Origin of the sequence: Saccharopolyspora gloriosae (assembly GCF_022828475.1) — a bacterium.
In the GTDB taxonomy this organism is placed as follows: Bacteria; Actinomycetota; Actinomycetes; order Mycobacteriales; family Pseudonocardiaceae; genus Saccharopolyspora_C; species Saccharopolyspora_C gloriosae_A.
Map to the genome: position 1 here is coordinate 6,512,722 of NZ_CP059557.1, position 16,623 is coordinate 6,529,344.

The following is a 16,623-nucleotide window of genomic DNA, read 5'->3' on the forward strand; positions in this document are numbered from 1 at the left end:
CCGGGTAGCGGAACCTCAGCGGCCTTCTCGCTGCGGGATCTTTTTCCCGAGTGGCTCCGCCACGAGGGAAAAAGCCGTCCTCGCGAGAAGGCCGCTGAGAACCCGCCGGTGGTCGGCTTCTCGACGTGGGCTATGCGCTGACGCGCATACAAGCACGCTTCGCCGCACGGCACGGCCTCCGGCCGCGAGGCAGGCGGGGCTTCGCCCGCCCTTCGCGGACTTCGCCGCTGAAAGCACGGCTACGCCGCACGGCACGGCCTCCGGCCGCGAGGCAGGCGGGGCTTCGCCCGCCCTTCGCGGGCTTCGCCGCTGAATGCACGGCTTCGCCGCGAGGATTCTGGTTCCGCTGTTGGTGCGGTCGACGAGCTCCGGGATCCCGGCTCTTCGGGCGTCCCGGTGGATCACTCCGCTGGGGACTCGGCGGGCTCGGCTTCGGCGCCGTCGGTGATCGTCTTCTCCTTGCCGCGTTCCGCGTTGGAGAAGGTGGTCTGGACGTCGGCGAGGTGTTCGTTGACCAAGTGCGCCAGGTGCAGTGCGCGGTCGTAGGCCGCGCCCTGCACCGTCGGCTGGGCCGCCGAGGCCCACTTCTCCTGTGCTCCGCACAGGTTGCACACCTGTCCGCCGCCCGAGTGCTTGAAGTCGAGCTGGATGGGGTGGATGCGCACGGTCGGCACGGCTGATCTCCCTAAGGTCGGCGGTCCTTCGGCCGGAGTCGCCACCCTAACCCCGCGGCCCGCCCGAACCGGGCAGGCCGCGCACGGCCTGCCCGCGGGCTCATTTCGCGCTCAGCGCGAGCTGGCGTGCCTGGCACACCAGGCGGCCCGTGGAGTCGATGACGAGCGTGTCCTCGTCGAACCACTGCCCGTGCACCGCTTTGGACTCCACCACGAGCCGGAGCCAGCCGTTCGCGGGCCGAGCCCGCAGCAGCGCCGTCAGCTGCACCGTCGGCGACCAGCCGAAGCGGCCCAGGTTGAACGTGACGGGCATCGTCAGATCCCCGGCGATGAGCCCGAACATGAGGTCCGGCTGCCCCTGGTGGGGTCTGGCCCACATCCGCAGCCGCAGCGGTTCACTGGTGCTGCCGCGCAGGAATCCGGCGCCGCGCGGATCCAGCCGCATGTCGCAGGCCCGAGCCAGCCCGTACGGCCCGCCCGCGTCGGCGCTACCGAGGTCGACCGCGTCCGGCGGCGGATTCACCGGCATGTCCGGCAGATCCGACCAGGTCGGCGGCTCGGCGGGAACCTCGCCGAGGGTGATCGTGGAATCCACGCACACCTGCCCGGCCTGCTCCAGCACCGCCCGGACGACGGTGACCGTCCGGCCTGCTTTGAGGCGCTCGGTGCGCAGCAGCACCGGCCCCACCTTCGGCGAACGCAGGTACTGGGCGCTGACCGACAACGGATCCAGTGCGGTCTCACCGACGGCGGCACGGCTGAGCAGTGCCAGCAGATAACCGCCGTGCGGCCGGTCGCCGACGGCCCAGTCCTGGTGCAGATCGGCGACGAAAGTGCCGTCTCCCAGCGGGCGGACGGAGAGGGTGTCGAGGAAAGGGGTGTCGTTCACGCGCGACCCGCGCAGTGCCGGCGTCGCTCATGAGCGAGCGAGGCGCGCATCGTACTCATGCCATGATCCTACGTCCCGGTTTCGAAGTTGATCACGGCCCGGTGCGGGGATCGCCGGCTCGCGGCCGACCGGGAGCTTGCAGGTGCAAGCGGGCGAACACCAGCGACTCGGCCAGCAACGCGGCACGTTCCTGCTGGTTGCGCGCTTTCCTGCTGTTCACTTCGAGTACAACCGAGCCCTCGAAACCGTCCGCGGCGAGCAGCTCGCAGACCTGCGCGCAGGGCTGGGTGCCGCGCCCCGGCACGAGATGTTCATCACGAGGCGCTCCGGTGCCGTCCGCGAGATGGACGTGCGCGAGCCGGTCCTGCATCCGCTTGTACAACTCCACCGCGTCCACGTGCGCCGCCGCGGCGTGCGACAGGTCCAGCGTGTAGTTGCGGTAACCGACCTCCGTAGGATCCGGCGAGGGCGTGAACGCCGACAACCCGCCCGCCCGGCCGCCGCGCAACCGGTTCAGCCTGTTCGGCGGGCGGATCGGAAACATGTTCTCCACCGCGACCCGGATGCCGCTGGTCTCCTCCAGCTCGCCGACCAGCTCACCGAAACCTTCGGCGTACCGGCGCTGCCAGCGGAACGGCGGGTGCACCACCACCGTCGAGGCGCCCAGGTCGCCGGCGGCCACCACCGCGCGGCGCAGCCGTTCCTCCGGTTCCGGCGACCACACCCGCTGCGTGATCAGGAGGCAGGGCGCGTGCACCGCGAGGATCGGCACCCCGTGCTCCTGCGCGAGCCTGCGCAACGCGTCGACGTCCTGACTCACCGCGTCCGCCCAGACCATCACCTCGACCCCGTCGAAGCCCAGGTCGGCGGCCATCTCGAACGCGGCCCGCGCGGGCTGCGGCCACACGGACGCGCTGGAGAGCCCGACCGGGATGTCGGGGCGGCTCGCCTCGGTCGTCATATGCGGTTGCGGTGTCATGTCCTGCCCCAGCGTTTCGCGGCCCCACCACCTGATGTCACCCCGGCGTCGAGCCCGATCTCACTGCCCGATCAGCAGTGCGGCTGGTGACACGGTGCAGATCAGCCCGACCAGCACCGCGAGCAGGATCGTCTGCAGATCGTCGGTACGCAAGAACTTCCGCGCGACGAACACCAACGCACCCGTGATCGCCAGCGCCGCGACCAGCGCCGCGATCGGGATCGCCGTCCACAGCCAGCGGAACGCGAACCACATCACGCCACCGCAGACCAGCCCGGCGCCGCCCTGCAACGCCAGTACCAGCCACTCCTTGCCGGTGGTCCGCTCGGGTACCTCGTCGGCGTCGTCGGCCCGGTAGTCGTCGGCGTCCAGCCCTGCGGGCAGGGCCTCGTCGTAGTCGTCGAACTCGTCATCGGCGTCGTAGCCGTCCCGGTGGTACCGGGTGTCTTCGCCGCCGTCGGCGTAGTCGTAGGCCGCTTCACCGGAGTAGCTGTTCCCGGTGCGGTCGTAGTCCTCGTAATCGTCGAAGTCGTACGGGTCATCGGAGCGTTGCGGCGCTTCCGGCGTTCCGGGGTAGGCCATCATCGCGGTGCCTTCGGCTCCCGCGCTCTTGGCTTCGGCCTCCACCCTCGGCAACTGCTCGGTGACGCCCTCGACGGGCGGCGGCCCCGCGGGGGCGTGTCCGGGCAGCGCCGGCTGCTGGACGGTCATCTCCGCGTCCGCGTGCCCGGTGTCGGGCTCGGCCGGAGCGGTCGCGCGCGGCGGTGCTCCCGCGGCGGCGAAGCGGCGAGCCCAGAAGCCGGAGCCCTGATCGGGATCGGCGACGTCGTCCTCGGGCGGTGCGGGTTCCGCGGCGGGAGCCGGGCCTGCGTGCGGTCCCGGCGCGTTCGGCGGAACCGGGCCGGCTGGGGCGGGCGGCGGACCAGCGGCGGGCGGCGCCGCGTTCGGCTGCGGCCCGGGGCGCGGCGGGCCGGGCGGCGGACCAGCGGGCTGCGGCCCGGAAGGCGGGCCGGAAGGCGGGCCGCCGTATTGGGGTGCCTGCGGAGCGGCGGGCGGTGCGGGCGGCCCGGCGTTCGGCGGAACCGGAGCTTGCGGCCCGGTACCGCCGTGCGGCGCCTGCGGACGTTCCGGAGCAGGCGGGGCGGCGCCCTCGGCCTGGCCGGTGGCGGCGTCTTCGTCCGGCTTGATCGCGCGCATGGTGCCGCTGTCCGAGAGCACCCGTTCGATGATCGCCTGTGGGGCGGTTTCGCTGGGATCCTCGGCACGCCTGCGCCGCCGGTGCGCATTCTTCTGCGAGCCCCCGCCGTACTCGGCGAGCAGCTCCGCGACAGTGCGCTGGCTCGGGTGCTCGGACCCGCTGTCCCGACTCATCGATTCCACCGTGCCCCGTAGTGGGCTTGCCGTCCAGTTCCCTGGGCCGCATCCGACCCGTTCGCGGCGGACCGCTCCGCGTCGAACGGCCCGAGCTCTAGGCGGGTCCGCATGGCAGTGTGGTCCTCTCCATTGGCGTGGTCCAGCCGCCGGAGGATGACTCCTTCCCGCAGCGCCCACGGGCAGATGTCCAGTTCAGTGACCCCTAGCGCCCGCATCACCGCCTCCGCGACGAGCGCCCCGCTGACCAATTGGTGCGAGCGGGCGCTGCTGACCCCGTCCAGGCCGGCGAGGTCGGCCGCGGACATCCGAGTGATGAACGCCAACAACTGGCGCAGGCCGCTCTCGGTGAGGGTGCGCGGCACACGCGGCCCCGCCGACGCGGGCGCCGCACCGGTCAGCCTCGCCAGCGAGCGGAACGTCTTGGAGGTGGCGACGGCACGATCGGGTTTGCCGCTCTTGCGGAACCGTTTCGCCGTCGCCGCCAGCTGCTCGTCCAGCCACTCCCGCAGCTCGCCCACCTGCCGCCGGCTCGGCGGGTCCTGCGGCAGCCTCGTCCGAACCAGCCGGCCCGCGCCCAGCGGCAGCGAGGCCGCCAGGTCGGGCTGCTCGTCGATGCCGATGGCCATCTCCAGCGAGCCGCCGCCGATGTCGAGCAGCAGCACTCTGCCCGCGGACCAGCCGTACCAGCGGCGCGCGGCCAGGAACGTCAGCCGCGCCTCCTGTTCGCCGGAGAGCACGCGCAGGTCCACGCCCGTCTCGTCCCGCACCCGGGCGAGCACTTCAGCGGCGTTGTCGGCCTCGCGGATCGCGGATGTGGCGAAGGCCATCAGGTCTTCGCAGCCCGCTTGTTCGGCGGCCTGCTTCACCTCGGCCACGGTGCCGACGAGCTCATCGGCGTCGTCGGCGCCGAGACTCCCGCCGGCGCCGATCCGCTCGGCCAACCGCAGCACGGTCTTCTCTGATGTCATCGGGGTCGGATGGGCACCACGGTGCGCGTCCACCACGAGCAGGTGGACGGTGTTGGATCCGACGTCGAGCACCCCTAGGCGCATGTCCGACAACGTTACCGGCCGCAACCAAGGCCCCGACCCGGGTGGGGGCCACGAATCAGTGCGAACCGGACCACAGCCACAGATCCCCCCGACGAACGGCCCACCCGGAACGCCCTCCGGTTCAACCGCCCTCACCTCACCAACACCGAAGTACGGCAAACCCGCGCAACTGGCGGCGAAGCCGTGCAGTTGGCGGCGAAGCCGTGCCTTTTAGCGGCGAAGCCCGCGAAGGGCGGGCGAAGCCACGCCTGCCTCGCGGCCGAGGGCCGTGCCTTGCGGCGAAGCCGTGCCTGTATGCGCGTCAGCGCATAGCCCACGTAAGCAGGGCGACCACCCGCGGGTTCTCAGTTGGTCTCTCGCGAGGACAGCTTTTTCCCTCGTGGCGGAGCCACTCGGGAAAAAGATCCCGCAGCGAGAGACCAACTGAGGTTCCGCCACCCGACCACCAAACCAAAACGACCGGCTCAAACCTCGAACTTGTACCCCAGACCACGGACTGTTACGAGGTATTGGGGTTCTGCCGGGTCGGGCTCCAGCTTGGAGCGCAGGCGCTTCACGTGGACGTCCAGCGTCTTGGTGTCGCCTACGTAATCCGCGCCCCACACCCGGTCGATCAGCTGCCCGCGGGTCAGCACCCGGCCCACGTTGCGCAGCAGGTACTCGAGCAGGTCGAACTCCTTGAGCGGCAGACTGATCTCCTCGCTCGCCACCGTCACGACGTGCCGTTCCACGTCCATCCGCACCGGGCCGGCCTCCAGCACCTGCGGCTGCAGGTCCTCGGCCTCCCCGCCACGGCGCAGCACCGCGCGCACCCGCGCGATCAGTTCCCGCGCCGAGTACGGCTTGGTGACGTAGTCGTCGGCGCCCAGTTCGAGCCCGACCACCTTGTCGATCTCGCTGTCCCGCGCCGTCACCATGATCACCGGTACGGCGGAGCGCTGCCGCAGCTGCTTGCACACGTCGGTGCCGCTCATGCCGGGCAGCATCAGGTCGAGCAGCACGATGTCCGCGCCGTTGCGATCGAACTCGTCCAGCGCGTCCTGCCCGGTCGTCGCGACCGCGGCGGTGAAACCCTCCTTGCGCAGCAGGAACGCCAATGGGTCTGCGAAGGACTCCTCGTCCTCCACGATCAGCACCCTGGTCACCGGACTCCTCCCGTTTCGACGGTTGCGACCCCGTCCGCACTATCGGTCTCGGGCCGGGTGTTCGCCCGGCCCTGTTCGGTACTCGACGCGGCGGCGTCCGTCCGGGCCTCGCCCCCGGGCTGCTCGGAGCCGGCGAGCTCCGAACCGGTCGCCGCGTTCTGCTCGCCGGTACCGTCCGCCTCCGCGTCGGCACCGTGCCGAGGCACTCGGAGGGTGAAGGTGGAGCCGGTCCCGAGCCTGCTCCACAGCTTCACTTCGCCGCCGTGGTTGGCGGCGACGTGTTTGACGATGGCCAGCCCGAGTCCGGTTCCGCCGGTGGCCCTGGAGCGGGCCGGGTCGACACGGAAGAACCGCTCGAACACTCGCTGCTGGTGCTGCGGGTCGATGCCGATGCCGCGGTCGGTGACGGCGATCTCCACGAAGTCTCCGACCATCCGGCGGCTGATGGACACCGGCGAACCGGGCGGGGAGTAGGACACCGCGTTGTCGATGAGGTTGCTCAGCGCGGTCACCAGCAGGGTGCGGTCCCCGTCGAGCAGCAGCTCGCTGGGGTCGTCGAGGGTGATCTCGATGCCCGCGGACTCGGCCGCGATGCGGGAGCGCCCCAGCGCCTCCTCGACGACCACGTCGACCTCGACGGTGGTCAGTTCCGGAAGGCGTTCGGCGCCCTGCAGCCGGGACAGCGCGATCAGCTCGGAGACGAGGGTGCCCAGCCGGGTCGATTCGTGCAGGATCTTGGTCGAGAACCGGCGGACCTCGTCGGCGTCCTCGGAAGCGTCGATCACCGCTTCGGCCAGCAGCGCGAGCGCGCCGACCGGGGTTTTGAGCTCGTGCGAGACGTTGGCCACGAAGTCCCGCCGGGTCGCTTCCAACCGGACCGCGTCGGACTCGTCGCCCGCGTCGATGACGGTGAACCCGTCGCCGAGCGGTCGCACCTCGCCGAGCACCGCGGCCGGTCCGCGGCCGCGCAGCGACGTGCGGTTCAGCGGGGACAGGTCCACGGGTACCGGTTCGCCGGATTCCAGCGCCTGCTCGGCCGCTTTGCGGGCGCGGACGTCGGCCTGGTTGTCGCGGACGAAGCCGAGTTCGTCGGCACGGGGGTTGTTCAGCACCACGTCGCCGAACCTGTTGAGCACCACGATGCCGTTGTTCGTGGTGTGCACGAGTCGCTGCAGCAGTTCCGCGACGGTCGGCCCCTCGGGCCGACGGCGTTCGCGGTGCCGCGCCGTCCGCGCGGCCAGGTATCCGGCCGCCACACCGATCGCCAGCAAGCCGATGATCAGGGCGGTATAGCCCAATGCGGTCACGTCAGCATCGTAAGCAGGGGAATGCGGTACCGGACCAGCCCGCAAGCGCGATCCGTGACACCCGCGACATGAATCGAGGGGTTCTTCACCTCTGATTCACTCGGAAGTGGAGCTTGGTTCAGTTGCGGACAGTTGCCGCGCCGCCCTGCGTGAACAGGGAGCGGACGAAAAACGGGCGACACCTTCGCTCAGGTGTCGCCCGGGTGACCACCGACGGTGTTCGCCTCGCCACCGGGCGCCCACAGCGCGCCGGCGGCGAGGCGATACTCGGGTCAGCGTCCTTGGTTGGCCACTGCGGCCGCGGCCGAGGCCGCGGCGTCCGGGTCCAGGTAGGTGCCGCCCGGATTGGTCGGCGACAGCTGCTCGTCGAGGTCGTAGCGCAGCGGAATGCCCGTCGGGATGTTCAGTCCGGCGATCTCCGCGTCCGAGATCCCGTCCAGGTGCTTCACCAGCGCGCGCAGCGAGTTGCCGTGCGCGGCGACGAGCACGGTCCGACCGGCACGCAGGTCCGGCACGATCGCGCTCTCCCAGTACGGCAGCAGGCGCGTCACGACGTCCTTGAGGCACTCGGTGCGCGGCATGTCTGCGCCGAGGTCGGCGTAGCGCGGGTCGCCTTCCTGGCTGAACTCGTCGGCAGGCTCGATCTCCGGCGGCGGCGTGTCGTAGGAGCGGCGCCAGAGCATGAACTGCTCCTCGCCGTACTCGTCGAGCGTCTGCTTCTTGTTCTTGCCCTGCAGCGCGCCGTAGTGCCGTTCGTTGAGCCGCCAGTCCCGGCGCACCGGAATCCAGTGCCGGTCGGCGCCGTCCAGCGCGATGTTGGCGGTGGTGATGGCCCGGCGCAGCAACGAGGTGTGCAGCACGTCGGGCAGCACACCGGTTTCGCGCAGCAGCTCGCCGCCACGCCGCGCCTCGGTCGTGCCCTTCTCGGAGAGGGGAACGTCGACCCAGCCAGTGAACAGGTTCTCGGCGTTCCAGGTGCTTTCGCCGTGTCGCAGCAGTACCAGAGTCCCGACAGTCATGGGCTCAGGTTATGGCAAGCCGTTCTCGCCGTGCGCCCCCGCCGCCGCGCCTTCGGGGCGTGGCTCGGACCGGAGGCGGCGGGGCTTCGCGCACCCTCTCGATTCGGCCCGCCGGAGACCGTCCGACCGTTCGGGAGGCGGCCGATCGGCCGGAGCGATGCGCCACACCTCGGACTGGTCCGATCAGGTCAACTCGCGCTACTCCAACATCGGGCAAAAGTTCATCGAACATGAGATTCTTTCAGTTGTCGGACGCAACAACCATCGCAACATCGATCACTTAGCGCAGTCCGTCACCGAATCGAGTGATGATCTTCGGGGGAAGCCAACCGCTGGCAGTGACCTTGGAAATCGGTTGCGGTCGTCACTCGACGGTTATCTATTCACCGTGTCGTCGTGACACGAAAGTGTCGCCACTCACATTCGAGACCGCTATGCCGGGAGGATTAATCCACAGCGTTACCTCTGGTGAGTAAGATCACTCCAATGGAGTAATAGATCGGACTTGTGGCCAGTGCGTGACTCTGCGAAGTTGACACTGCTCTCGCGGACCGGCTCCCACGCACTCCCCGGTCCGGACGAGAGCGGCAAAAAAAGAGCGTGGTTCGTCTCCCCCGTCGGACCACGCCCCGCCGGGCCTCGGGTGCCCCCCGCCCACTTGGCCCGCAGGCGGGACCTCACGCGTGGGGCGGTTCGAGCTCGCGACTCCCCCTCTCTCCCGAGCCGCCCCTCGCGCCCGCTGGTCCGACCAGCGGCGCTCAAGAGCCCACGGGGTGCGGGGATCAGGCCGGTTCTTCGTCCGCGGGTGCCAGCGGACCGTCTCGCCGCACCAGCTGTTCGAACGGCCGCAGGTTCGCCAACGACTCGCCGCGCGACTCCCGCCAGCCCCACTCACGCCGGATCGCGGTGCCGAACCCCAGCTCCAGCAGAGTGTTGAAGTCCCCGTCCGCGGCCTCCAGCACCTGCCCCAGCACCCGATCGATCTCCTCCGCCGTCACCGCGTGCAGCCCGACCCGGCCCACCAGGAAAACGTCCCCGGTTCCGTCGATCGTGTAGTGCACGCCGTAGAGCCGAGCGTTGCGGCGCAGCAGGTACCGGTACACGTCCTCGTGCGCCTCGTCCGGCTTCCTGCACACGAAGGCCTCGACGACCAGCGCGTGCTCGGCCACGATCAGCCAGCAGTTCGTCTGCAGCTTCTTCGTGCCCGGCAACGTCACGAAGAACCGGCCGTCGGCCTCCTGCCGGTAGTCCAGTTCGCTCGCGTCGAGCGCGGACTTGATGGTCTCCGCGACGGTCACGCCGTCACCTCCAGACTGAACTGCGAATGGAACGCCCGCTTCGCCCGCGCGTAGGTCTCCAGCAACGACTCCGTGGTGCGGTCCCAGGAGAACGTCTCCGCGTGTTCCACCGTCCCCGCCGCGAGCCGGGTGCGTAAACCGGCATCGGCCACCGAACTCAACGCGTCCGCCCACTGATCGGTGCCGTGCCCCGGCACCAGCAGGCCGGATCGCCCGTCGGCCACGGCCACCGGCAGGCCGCCGACCGCGGCCGCCACCACCGGCGTCCCGCAGGCCTGCGCCTCCAGCGCGACCAGGCCGAACGACTCGTTGTAGCTGGGCACCGTCACCACGTCCGCGGCCCGGTACACATCGGCCAACGCCTCCCCGCCCTGCGGCGGCAGGAACCGCACCACATCGGCGATGCCGAGCTCCCGCGCCAGCTCCTGCAGCGCCTCCGGGCGTTCCAGCCCGCTGCCCGACGGCCCGCCGACGACCAGCACCGCCAGCCGCGCGCGCAGCTCCGGTCGCCGGGCCAGCAACTCGGCGGTCGCGCTTAACAGCACGTCCGGCGCCTTCAACGGCTGGATGCGGCCGACGAACGCGAACACCAGCGCATCCGGCGACAACCCGAACCGAGCGCGCGCCGCCGCCGAGTCGCCCGGCGTGAACCGGCGCAGATCCACTCCCGGTGGAATGGTCGCCACCTCCGCCGGGTCCGCGTCGTAGAGCCGGACCAGGTCGGAGGCCTCCACCTCGGTGTTCGCGACGAGCCGGTCCGCCTCGGCGACCACCTGCTCCTCGCCCAGCACCCGGACTCGTGGCTCCGGTGTGTCACCCGCCGCCAGCGCGGTGTTCTTCACCTTCGCCAAGGTGTGCGCGGTGTGCACCAGCGGCACTCCCCAACGTTCCCTGGCCAGCCAGCCGACCTGCCCGGACAGCCAGTAGTGCGAGTGCACGATGTCGTAGAACCCCGGCTCGTGCCGCGCCTCCGCGCGCAGCGCGCCCGCGGCGAAAGCGCACAGCTGCGCGGGCAGCTCGTTCTTGTCCAGCCCCTCGAACGGACCCGCCACGACGTGCCGCACGGTGACCCCCGGCGCGAGCTCCGCGACCGGCGGCACGTCCGAGGACGTGGCGCGGGTGAAGATCTCCACTTCGGTGCCGAGCTCGGCCAGCCGCGTCGCCGTCTGGGCGATGTAGACGTTCATCCCGCCCGCATCACCGGTGCCCGGCTGCTCCAGCGGGGAGGTGTGCAGCGAGAACACGGCGGCGCGGCGAGGCCGCATCCGGGCGGTGCCAGAAGTCATCGACTGAGACCTATCGCAAACCTTGTCGGGGACGTCCTCGCGCGGACGTCCGATCCGTTTCGGACGCTCTGCATCTCGACGCCAGGGCCGGGGAAAACATTCCTGCACACCGGATCGCAGCCCGCTGACGCTACCTCGGCGCCCGCATCGACGAGCCCGAACACCGAACATCCCGTGATGGTGTTCACAGACCCGGCCCGCGCGGACGGCACGAAAAAGGTCCCGCGAGAGCGGACCGAACCGCCCTCACGGGACCTGAGCGCCGAAGCGCCGGATCACAACGCCGACTTCTGCTTCCACTGCTCCCAGTCGAGCATCCAGTCGAACACGTCGAAGCGCGGCTCCATCGTGGTGACCGCCCCGCTGACCTCGATCGGATCGCCGATCAGGGCACCGTCGAAGTACGCCTTGGCGTCCGCCTCGGACAGGTTGATGCAGCCGTGCGAGGTGTTGACCTTGCCGAGGTTGGCGCGGTTCTCCTCGTTCTCGTGGATGAACTCACCGTGGTTGGACATCCGCACGGCCCACTTCTTCTCCACGTCCGTGTAGCCGTAGCGCGGGTTGTCCATGATCTCGACGGGGTTCTTCTGCATCACGATGTAGGTGCCGTTGGGCGTGTTCAGCTCCGGATCGTGGTCCTTGCCGTAGCTCGCGGCGTAGCTCGCGATCTGCTTGCCGTCCTCCTCGACGATCATCTGGTGCGTGGCGGCGTCCGCCTTCACGATCTGCGACCGGCCGACGGAGAAATTCGAGGTCAGGTCGGAACGGCCGTACTCGCCCTCGCCGTAGTGCACGCCGTAGAGCTTGGCGTCGACCTCGACCTGGGTGCCCGCGGGCCAGTACTCCTTCGGCCGCCAGTCCACCTGCTTGTCGGACAGCCACGCCCAGGCGCCCTCGACGGGCACGGAGGTCCGGACCTGGAGTGCGCGTTCGGCGGCGGCCTTGTCGGTGACGGCGTTGTCGAACTTGACGCTGATCGGCATCGCGACGCCGACCTCGGTGTGGTCGGTGGGGTTGACGGTGGCGCGCACCGTCTTCGCCGGGGACACGGTGGTGAAGCTGCCCTGCACCGGAACGCTCTGCCCGTCGGTGCCGGTGGCCTCGCCGGACCAGGTGTAGGTCTTGCCGTAACCGAGCTGCTCACCGGCGGTCCAGCTGAGGCCGTCGGCGGCCAGTTCGCCCTCGACCTCCTTGCCGTCGCCGTTGGTCAGCGTGACCTCGTCGAGCTTGCCGCGTTCGACGCCGACCTTCACCGGCGCGGCCGGGTTGACGTCGGACCCGCCACCGGGTTCGAGGTGCACCTTGGCCGCGGGCTTCGCCTGCGCCTGCGCGCCACCCCCGGCGCCGCCACCGCCTGCGGACTGCGATCCGCAACCCGATATCAGCAGCACGGCCGCCAGCGCGCCCACCAGCGCAGTCCACAGCAGCCGTACCCGCGACCGACCCACCCTGCTCAACACTCCTTGACCCCGATCCGTTCCGACATGGTTCTCACTACCCCGAAGACGTACGGCGACCAGAGAAGATGTCGCCGATCAACAGTGTGTCCGGTCACAGCATCGCCGCTGCGCGCGCCCCCAGTCCGCGTGAACCGCTCGATCGGAGGCCGTGAACTCACTCGACAGAACCATGACCAGGACGAAGAGCACGCGCCGCGAGTGATCGACACCGCTTCCGCCGCCGACCGCACGCGAGCACGACCGCATGAGTGATCACGGTCGTGGGCTAACTCACCGCACATCGGCGATCACACTTGGAGCTGGCGGTGCAGCACGCACAACTCCACGTCGAGCTCGGCGAGCACGTCGACGATGGGACTCGCGAACCCGGTCATGCCGCTGCGAGTCCCCGCGAACAGCAACCCGACGATCCGGCCGTCGTGGTTGACCACCGCGCCGCCGGCGTCCCCGGCCTGCAGGAAGCACCCCTCGGACGCCGGGCGGTCGATGCGGATCTGCTCGCGCAGCACCCGCACGCCCAGCGCCGCGCCGTGATCCACCCGCAGCGTCACGTCCACCGAGGTGACCACCCCGCTCGTGACGCCGCTGCCGTATCCGCACTTGCGGACCTGCTCACCCGGATAGGCGGCGCACTGCCCCGTCACCGGACCGATGCCCGGAATCACCGGGGAGTGGTCGACGCCCCTGCCGAGCGTGACGGCCGCAGCGTCCACCCGGCCGGACAGCGCGCCCCGCGCCAGGTCCGCGTACACGTGGCCGGTGTCCGGATCGACCATCCGATCGCCGACCGCCCAGCCGTCGTCGAGGCAGGCCACGTCGAACGTGGTCAGGCCCATCGTCGCGACCGCGGGCGGATGCCCGATGACCAGCGCACCCAGCGTTCCGGTGCGCCGGTACCGGCCCGCGTACCGGGCGTCCGGCGGCGCGAGCTGCACCGATCGGCACGGCGCCAGCCCGTCTCCACCGGTGACCGCTCCGTCGTGCGCGAACCCGCGCCCGCGCAACGCCACCGACTCCTCGGCGCAGGTGTGCGCGTGCTGCAGGAGCGGCTTCTCCTCGATCACGTCGGTGGGGATGCCGAGCACGTCGGCGGGGATGTGCGTGCCCGGCCACACCCGGTCCGCCGGGCGTTTGCGGGCGACGGACACGACGATGCCCTGCGTGCCGGTGAACCGGCCCGCGGTGCGCTTCTCACCGATGTCGACCGCGGTGACGCCGGGGAGGTCCAGCAGCTGATCTTCGACCGCGCGCTTGATCGGCCTGATGACCGCTCTGTCCCGAAGTTCCCTTATGCTGAGCATGGCGCCCCCTCCAGCAACCATTTAACACTCAGGGTTAACCGATAGTCACGAAGAGTCACTCTTCCGGCCGGTCAGCAGGCGGGTGAAATCCGGTCCGCACCGCACCGGAACCGCACCTCCGTCCGGGGGAGCACGAGCCGCGCCAGGCGCCTCAGAGCGAACAGTCCACCAGTACGGGCTCGGGCGCCAGTGACACGCCGAAGGCCGCACGCACCCCTTCGCGCACTTCACGCGCCAGGTGGAGCAGATCGGCGGTGCTCGCCGAACCCCGGTTGGTCAACGCCAAGGTGTGCTTGTCGGACAGCGCGGCCCTGCCGCCGGGACCGGCGTGTCCCTTGCCGAACCCGGCGCGGTCGATCAACCAGGCGGCGGAGAGCTTCGTGCTCCCCTCCGCGGCCGGATACTGCGGCACGCGCTCGTCCGGCCCCACGCGGGCGGCGATCAGCTCCAGCACTCCCGGCAGGTCCGCCGCCGCCACGATGGGGTTGGTGAAGAAGGAACCGGCGCTCCACGTGTCGTGATCGTCCGGGTCCAGCACCATGCCCTTCGTACGCCGTAAGCGCAGCACCGCTTCGCGCACCTTGGTCACGTCGACCCGCGCCCCCGGGGTCACGTCGAGTTCGCGGGCCAGCTCCGCGTACCGGATCGGCGCCGATTCACCGCCGTCGCGCAGCAGGTAGCGGGCGCGCAGCACCACCGCGTCCGCGGTGTGCTTGAGCACGCTGCCCCGGTAGACCAACCCGAGGTCGTCGGCCAGCACGGTGCGGATCCGCCCGGTGTGCCGGTCCAGCAGGTCCACCGAGACGAGCATCTCGGAGATCTCCACGCCGTAGGCGCCGACGTTCTGCACCGGAGTGGCACCGGTGAGCCCGGGAATCCCGGACAGGCATTCCAGGTTGCCCAGTCCCTGGTGGACGGTGTCGGCGACGACGTCGTCCCAGTCCTCGCCCGCTTCGACCGTCAGCTGCACGAACCCGTCGACGATGTCGTAGCGGCGGCCGCGGGTGGCGATCCGCACGACGCGACCGTCGAAGCCCTCGTCCGCGATCACGAGGTTCGAGCCGCCGCCCATCACCAGCAGCCGCTGACCGGCCGCATCGGACTCCCGGACCGCCTCGGCCAGCTGGTCGGGGTGTTCGGCCAGGACGAACTCGGCGGCCGGGCCGCCGAGGCGCAGCGTCGTGTGGCCGGACAGGGCGTGGGGCGTCGGCTCGCCGGTCGGCTGCGCGCCACCGCTGGTTCCTTCGGCGCCGGACATCGAGGGGTTCACGATTGCCAAAGGTAACCTTCCGCCCATGGCACGCCGCATCGAGCACCGCAGCACCTCCGAGTGGCCCGCGTCGCAGGTGCATGCGGCGCTCATCGACCTCGACTATCTGCGGGAACGCCTCGCCGAGCTCGGGGGCACCCGCAACGAGCTCGTCAAGCACACCGTGGACGGCGACGCGGTGCGCTTCGAGGTGCGCCAGGGGGTGCGCACGGACTCGTTGCCGCCGGTGGCGCGCACCGTCGTGGGCGCGGGTGACCTGGTGATCGACCGCAGCGAGTCCTGGCGGCGCGAGCAGGACGGGCACTACACCGGCGAGATCGCGGCCGAGGTCGCCGGGGTGCCGTGCACGATCACCGGTTCGATGTGGCTGCGCGACCAGGCGACCGGCACCGACGCCAGCGAGTTCCTCGTCGACGGCGAGGTGCGGGTGAACATGCCCTTCGTCGGCGGGAAGCTGGAGGACCTCGTGGCCGACCAGGTGCAGAAGTTGCTGGCCGCCGAAGAGCGCTTCACCACCGAGTGGCTGGCACGCAGGCCGAACTGAACCTGGATGATCTTCACCACCTGGGCGGCCGTCACATGAACCAGCCTCGCAAGCGGGCACCCCGGCTGGCGGCGGGCCGAGCACGCGCGCTCGGTGCGCCGACCCGCGGGACCACGAATCCGAACCGGCTGCGGCGGGTGGACCGCTGGATCGCCGGTACTCCGTGGGTTTCCCGCGCACTGTCCTCGGCAACGGATCCGCTGGTCATCGACCTCGGGTTCGGGGCGACACCGGTGACCACCGTCGAGCTGGCGGCCCGGCTGCGACCGGTGCGCTCCGACACGCGGGTGTTCGGCCTCGAGATCGACCCGGATCGGGTGACCACGGGCAAGGCCGTCGCCGATCCGCCCGCGCTGGACTTCCGCCGCGGCGGCTTCGAACTCGCGGGCCTGGCCGCGGGCATCGGCGGCCAGGACGGCCCGGCGCTGGTGCGGGCGCTGAACGTGCTGCGCCAGTATACCGAGCCGGAGGCGTGGAAGGCCTGGGACGAGCTGTGCGGCCGCCTCGCCCCGGACGGACTGCTGGTCGAGGGCACCTGCGACGAGATCGGGCGGCGCTGCTGCTGGGTCACGCTGGACAGGTCGGGGCCGCGGACGCTCACGCTGGCCTGCCTGCCCGGGGATCTGGACCGACCGTCGGACCTGGCGGAGCGGCTGCCGAAAACGCTGATCCACCGCAACGTGCCGGGGGAGAAGGTGCACGAACTGCTCACCGACCTCGACGCCTGCTGGGCCAGGGCCGCGCCGCGCGCGCCGTTCGGACCGCGGGCGCGCTGGGCGGAGTCGGTGCGGCTGCTCGCCGCTCTCGGCTGGCCGGTGCGGGATCGCCCGCGGCGGTGGCGGCTGGGCGAGGTCACCGTGGACTGGGCCGCGGTCGCTCCCGTGCCGGGGGACGTGAGCGGCGCGTAGGCGGCAGCAGAGCTCCACCGCCTTGATCACCGACGTCGTCCGGGCGGTAGCGGAAGTCACCGTGGCCGACCAGGGCGAGTTCGCTGAACGGGCTGCTCGGGGCAGTGCGATACTCCG

The 16,623-nt window shown here is 70.7% G+C and carries 15 protein-coding genes; 2 read left to right on the forward strand and 13 right to left on the reverse strand.

Going from position 1 to position 16,623, the window contains the following annotated elements; all coding sequences use genetic code 11:
* Nucleotides 1-401 precede the first annotated feature (401 nt).
* The 13 genes from H2Q94_RS28715 to H2Q94_RS28775 form a co-directional block, all read right to left on the reverse strand.
* Entirely contained in the window at nt 402-674 is a 273-nt protein-coding gene (locus H2Q94_RS28715; protein ID WP_243790252.1) for a hypothetical protein, read from the reverse strand.
* A 100-nt stretch (nt 675-774) separates the two neighbouring features.
* Nucleotides 775-1,563 (reverse strand): thioesterase family protein, encoded by a 789-nt coding sequence (locus H2Q94_RS28720; RefSeq protein ID WP_243790253.1) that lies wholly within the window; start codon nt 1,561-1,563, stop codon nt 775-777.
* Between the two features lie 91 nt (nt 1,564-1,654).
* The gene (locus tag H2Q94_RS28725) at nt 1,655-2,524 is read right to left on the reverse strand and encodes a sugar phosphate isomerase/epimerase family protein (protein WP_243790254.1); all 870 of its coding nucleotides are present in this window, start codon (nt 2,522-2,524) and stop codon (nt 1,655-1,657) included.
* Nucleotides 2,525-2,602: 78 nt separating this feature from the next.
* Nucleotides 2,603-3,913: a hypothetical protein gene (locus H2Q94_RS28730; protein WP_243790255.1), complete on the reverse strand. Its 1,311-nt coding sequence runs from the start codon at nt 3,911-3,913 to the stop codon at nt 2,603-2,605.
* Complete coding sequence (locus tag H2Q94_RS28735) at nt 3,910-4,968, reverse strand: Ppx/GppA family phosphatase (RefSeq protein ID WP_243790256.1); 1,059 nt, start codon at nt 4,966-4,968, stop codon at nt 3,910-3,912. The genes H2Q94_RS28730 and H2Q94_RS28735 overlap by 4 nt, the downstream gene beginning before the upstream one ends.
* Before the next feature lie 464 nt (nt 4,969-5,432).
* Nucleotides 5,433-6,113 (reverse strand): response regulator transcription factor, encoded by a 681-nt coding sequence (locus H2Q94_RS28740; protein ID WP_243790257.1) that lies wholly within the window; start codon nt 6,111-6,113, stop codon nt 5,433-5,435.
* Nucleotides 6,110-7,420 (reverse strand): sensor histidine kinase, encoded by a 1,311-nt coding sequence (locus H2Q94_RS28745; protein ID WP_243790258.1) that lies wholly within the window; start codon nt 7,418-7,420, stop codon nt 6,110-6,112. The genes H2Q94_RS28740 and H2Q94_RS28745 overlap by 4 nt, the downstream gene beginning before the upstream one ends.
* 272 nt (nt 7,421-7,692) lie before the next feature.
* Complete coding sequence (locus H2Q94_RS28750) at nt 7,693-8,439, reverse strand: phosphoglyceromutase (RefSeq protein ID WP_243790259.1); 747 nt, start codon at nt 8,437-8,439, stop codon at nt 7,693-7,695.
* A 782-nt stretch (nt 8,440-9,221) separates the two neighbouring features.
* A complete protein-coding gene (locus H2Q94_RS28755; protein ID WP_243790260.1) occupies nt 9,222-9,737 on the reverse strand; it encodes a type III secretion system chaperone family protein in 516 nt (171 codons plus the stop codon).
* Nucleotides 9,734-11,023: a D-inositol-3-phosphate glycosyltransferase gene (gene mshA / locus H2Q94_RS28760; RefSeq protein WP_243790261.1), complete on the reverse strand. Its 1,290-nt coding sequence runs from the start codon at nt 11,021-11,023 to the stop codon at nt 9,734-9,736. The genes H2Q94_RS28755 and mshA overlap by 4 nt, the downstream gene beginning before the upstream one ends.
* A gap of 275 nt (nt 11,024-11,298) precedes the next feature.
* Entirely contained in the window at nt 11,299-12,483 is a 1,185-nt protein-coding gene (locus tag H2Q94_RS28765) for a L,D-transpeptidase (protein WP_243790262.1), read from the reverse strand.
* A 287-nt stretch (nt 12,484-12,770) separates the two neighbouring features.
* On the reverse strand, nt 12,771-13,784 hold the full coding sequence (locus tag H2Q94_RS28770; protein ID WP_243790263.1) for a S1 family peptidase: 1,014 nt from the start codon (nt 13,782-13,784) through the stop codon (nt 12,771-12,773).
* 151 nt (nt 13,785-13,935) lie between these two features.
* Entirely contained in the window at nt 13,936-15,042 is a 1,107-nt protein-coding gene (locus tag H2Q94_RS28775) for a UDP-N-acetylmuramate dehydrogenase (protein WP_243795971.1), read from the reverse strand.
* A 37-nt stretch (nt 15,043-15,079) separates the two neighbouring features.
* Here H2Q94_RS28775 and H2Q94_RS28780 point away from each other — a divergent pair, with 37 nt between their 5' ends.
* Both H2Q94_RS28780 and H2Q94_RS28785 read left to right on the forward strand, forming a co-directional pair.
* Nucleotides 15,080-15,598 (forward strand): DUF2505 domain-containing protein, encoded by a 519-nt coding sequence (locus H2Q94_RS28780; protein WP_243790264.1) that lies wholly within the window; start codon nt 15,080-15,082, stop codon nt 15,596-15,598.
* Between the two features lie 35 nt (nt 15,599-15,633).
* A complete protein-coding gene (locus tag H2Q94_RS28785) occupies nt 15,634-16,506 on the forward strand; it encodes a class I SAM-dependent methyltransferase (protein ID WP_243790265.1) in 873 nt (290 codons plus the stop codon).
* Nucleotides 16,507-16,623: the final 117 nt, after the last annotated feature.

What these genes read in the sequence shown, in the direction of transcription:
- H2Q94_RS28725 (WP_243790254.1), bottom strand. Translation starts at nt 2,524, where the DNA reads ATGACGACCGAGGCGAGCCGCCCCGACATCCCGGTCGGGCTCTCCAGC.
- H2Q94_RS28730 (WP_243790255.1), bottom strand. Translation starts at nt 3,913, where the DNA reads ATGAGTCGGGACAGCGGGTCCGAGCACCCGAGCCAGCGCACTGTCGCG.
- H2Q94_RS28735 (WP_243790256.1), bottom strand. Translation starts at nt 4,968, where the DNA reads ATGCGCCTAGGGGTGCTCGACGTCGGATCCAACACCGTCCACCTGCTC.
- H2Q94_RS28750 (WP_243790259.1), bottom strand. Translation starts at nt 8,439, where the DNA reads ATGACTGTCGGGACTCTGGTACTGCTGCGACACGGCGAAAGCACCTGG.
- mshA (WP_243790261.1), bottom strand. Translation starts at nt 11,023, where the DNA reads ATGACTTCTGGCACCGCCCGGATGCGGCCTCGCCGCGCCGCCGTGTTC.
- H2Q94_RS28770 (WP_243790263.1), bottom strand. Translation starts at nt 13,784, where the DNA reads ATGCTCAGCATAAGGGAACTTCGGGACAGAGCGGTCATCAGGCCGATC.
- H2Q94_RS28775 (WP_243795971.1), bottom strand. Translation starts at nt 15,042, where the DNA reads ATGTCCGGCGCCGAAGGAACCAGCGGTGGCGCGCAGCCGACCGGCGAG.
- H2Q94_RS28780 (WP_243790264.1), top strand. Translation starts at nt 15,080, where the DNA reads ATGGCACGCCGCATCGAGCACCGCAGCACCTCCGAGTGGCCCGCGTCG.
- H2Q94_RS28785 (WP_243790265.1), top strand. Translation starts at nt 15,634, where the DNA reads ATGAACCAGCCTCGCAAGCGGGCACCCCGGCTGGCGGCGGGCCGAGCA.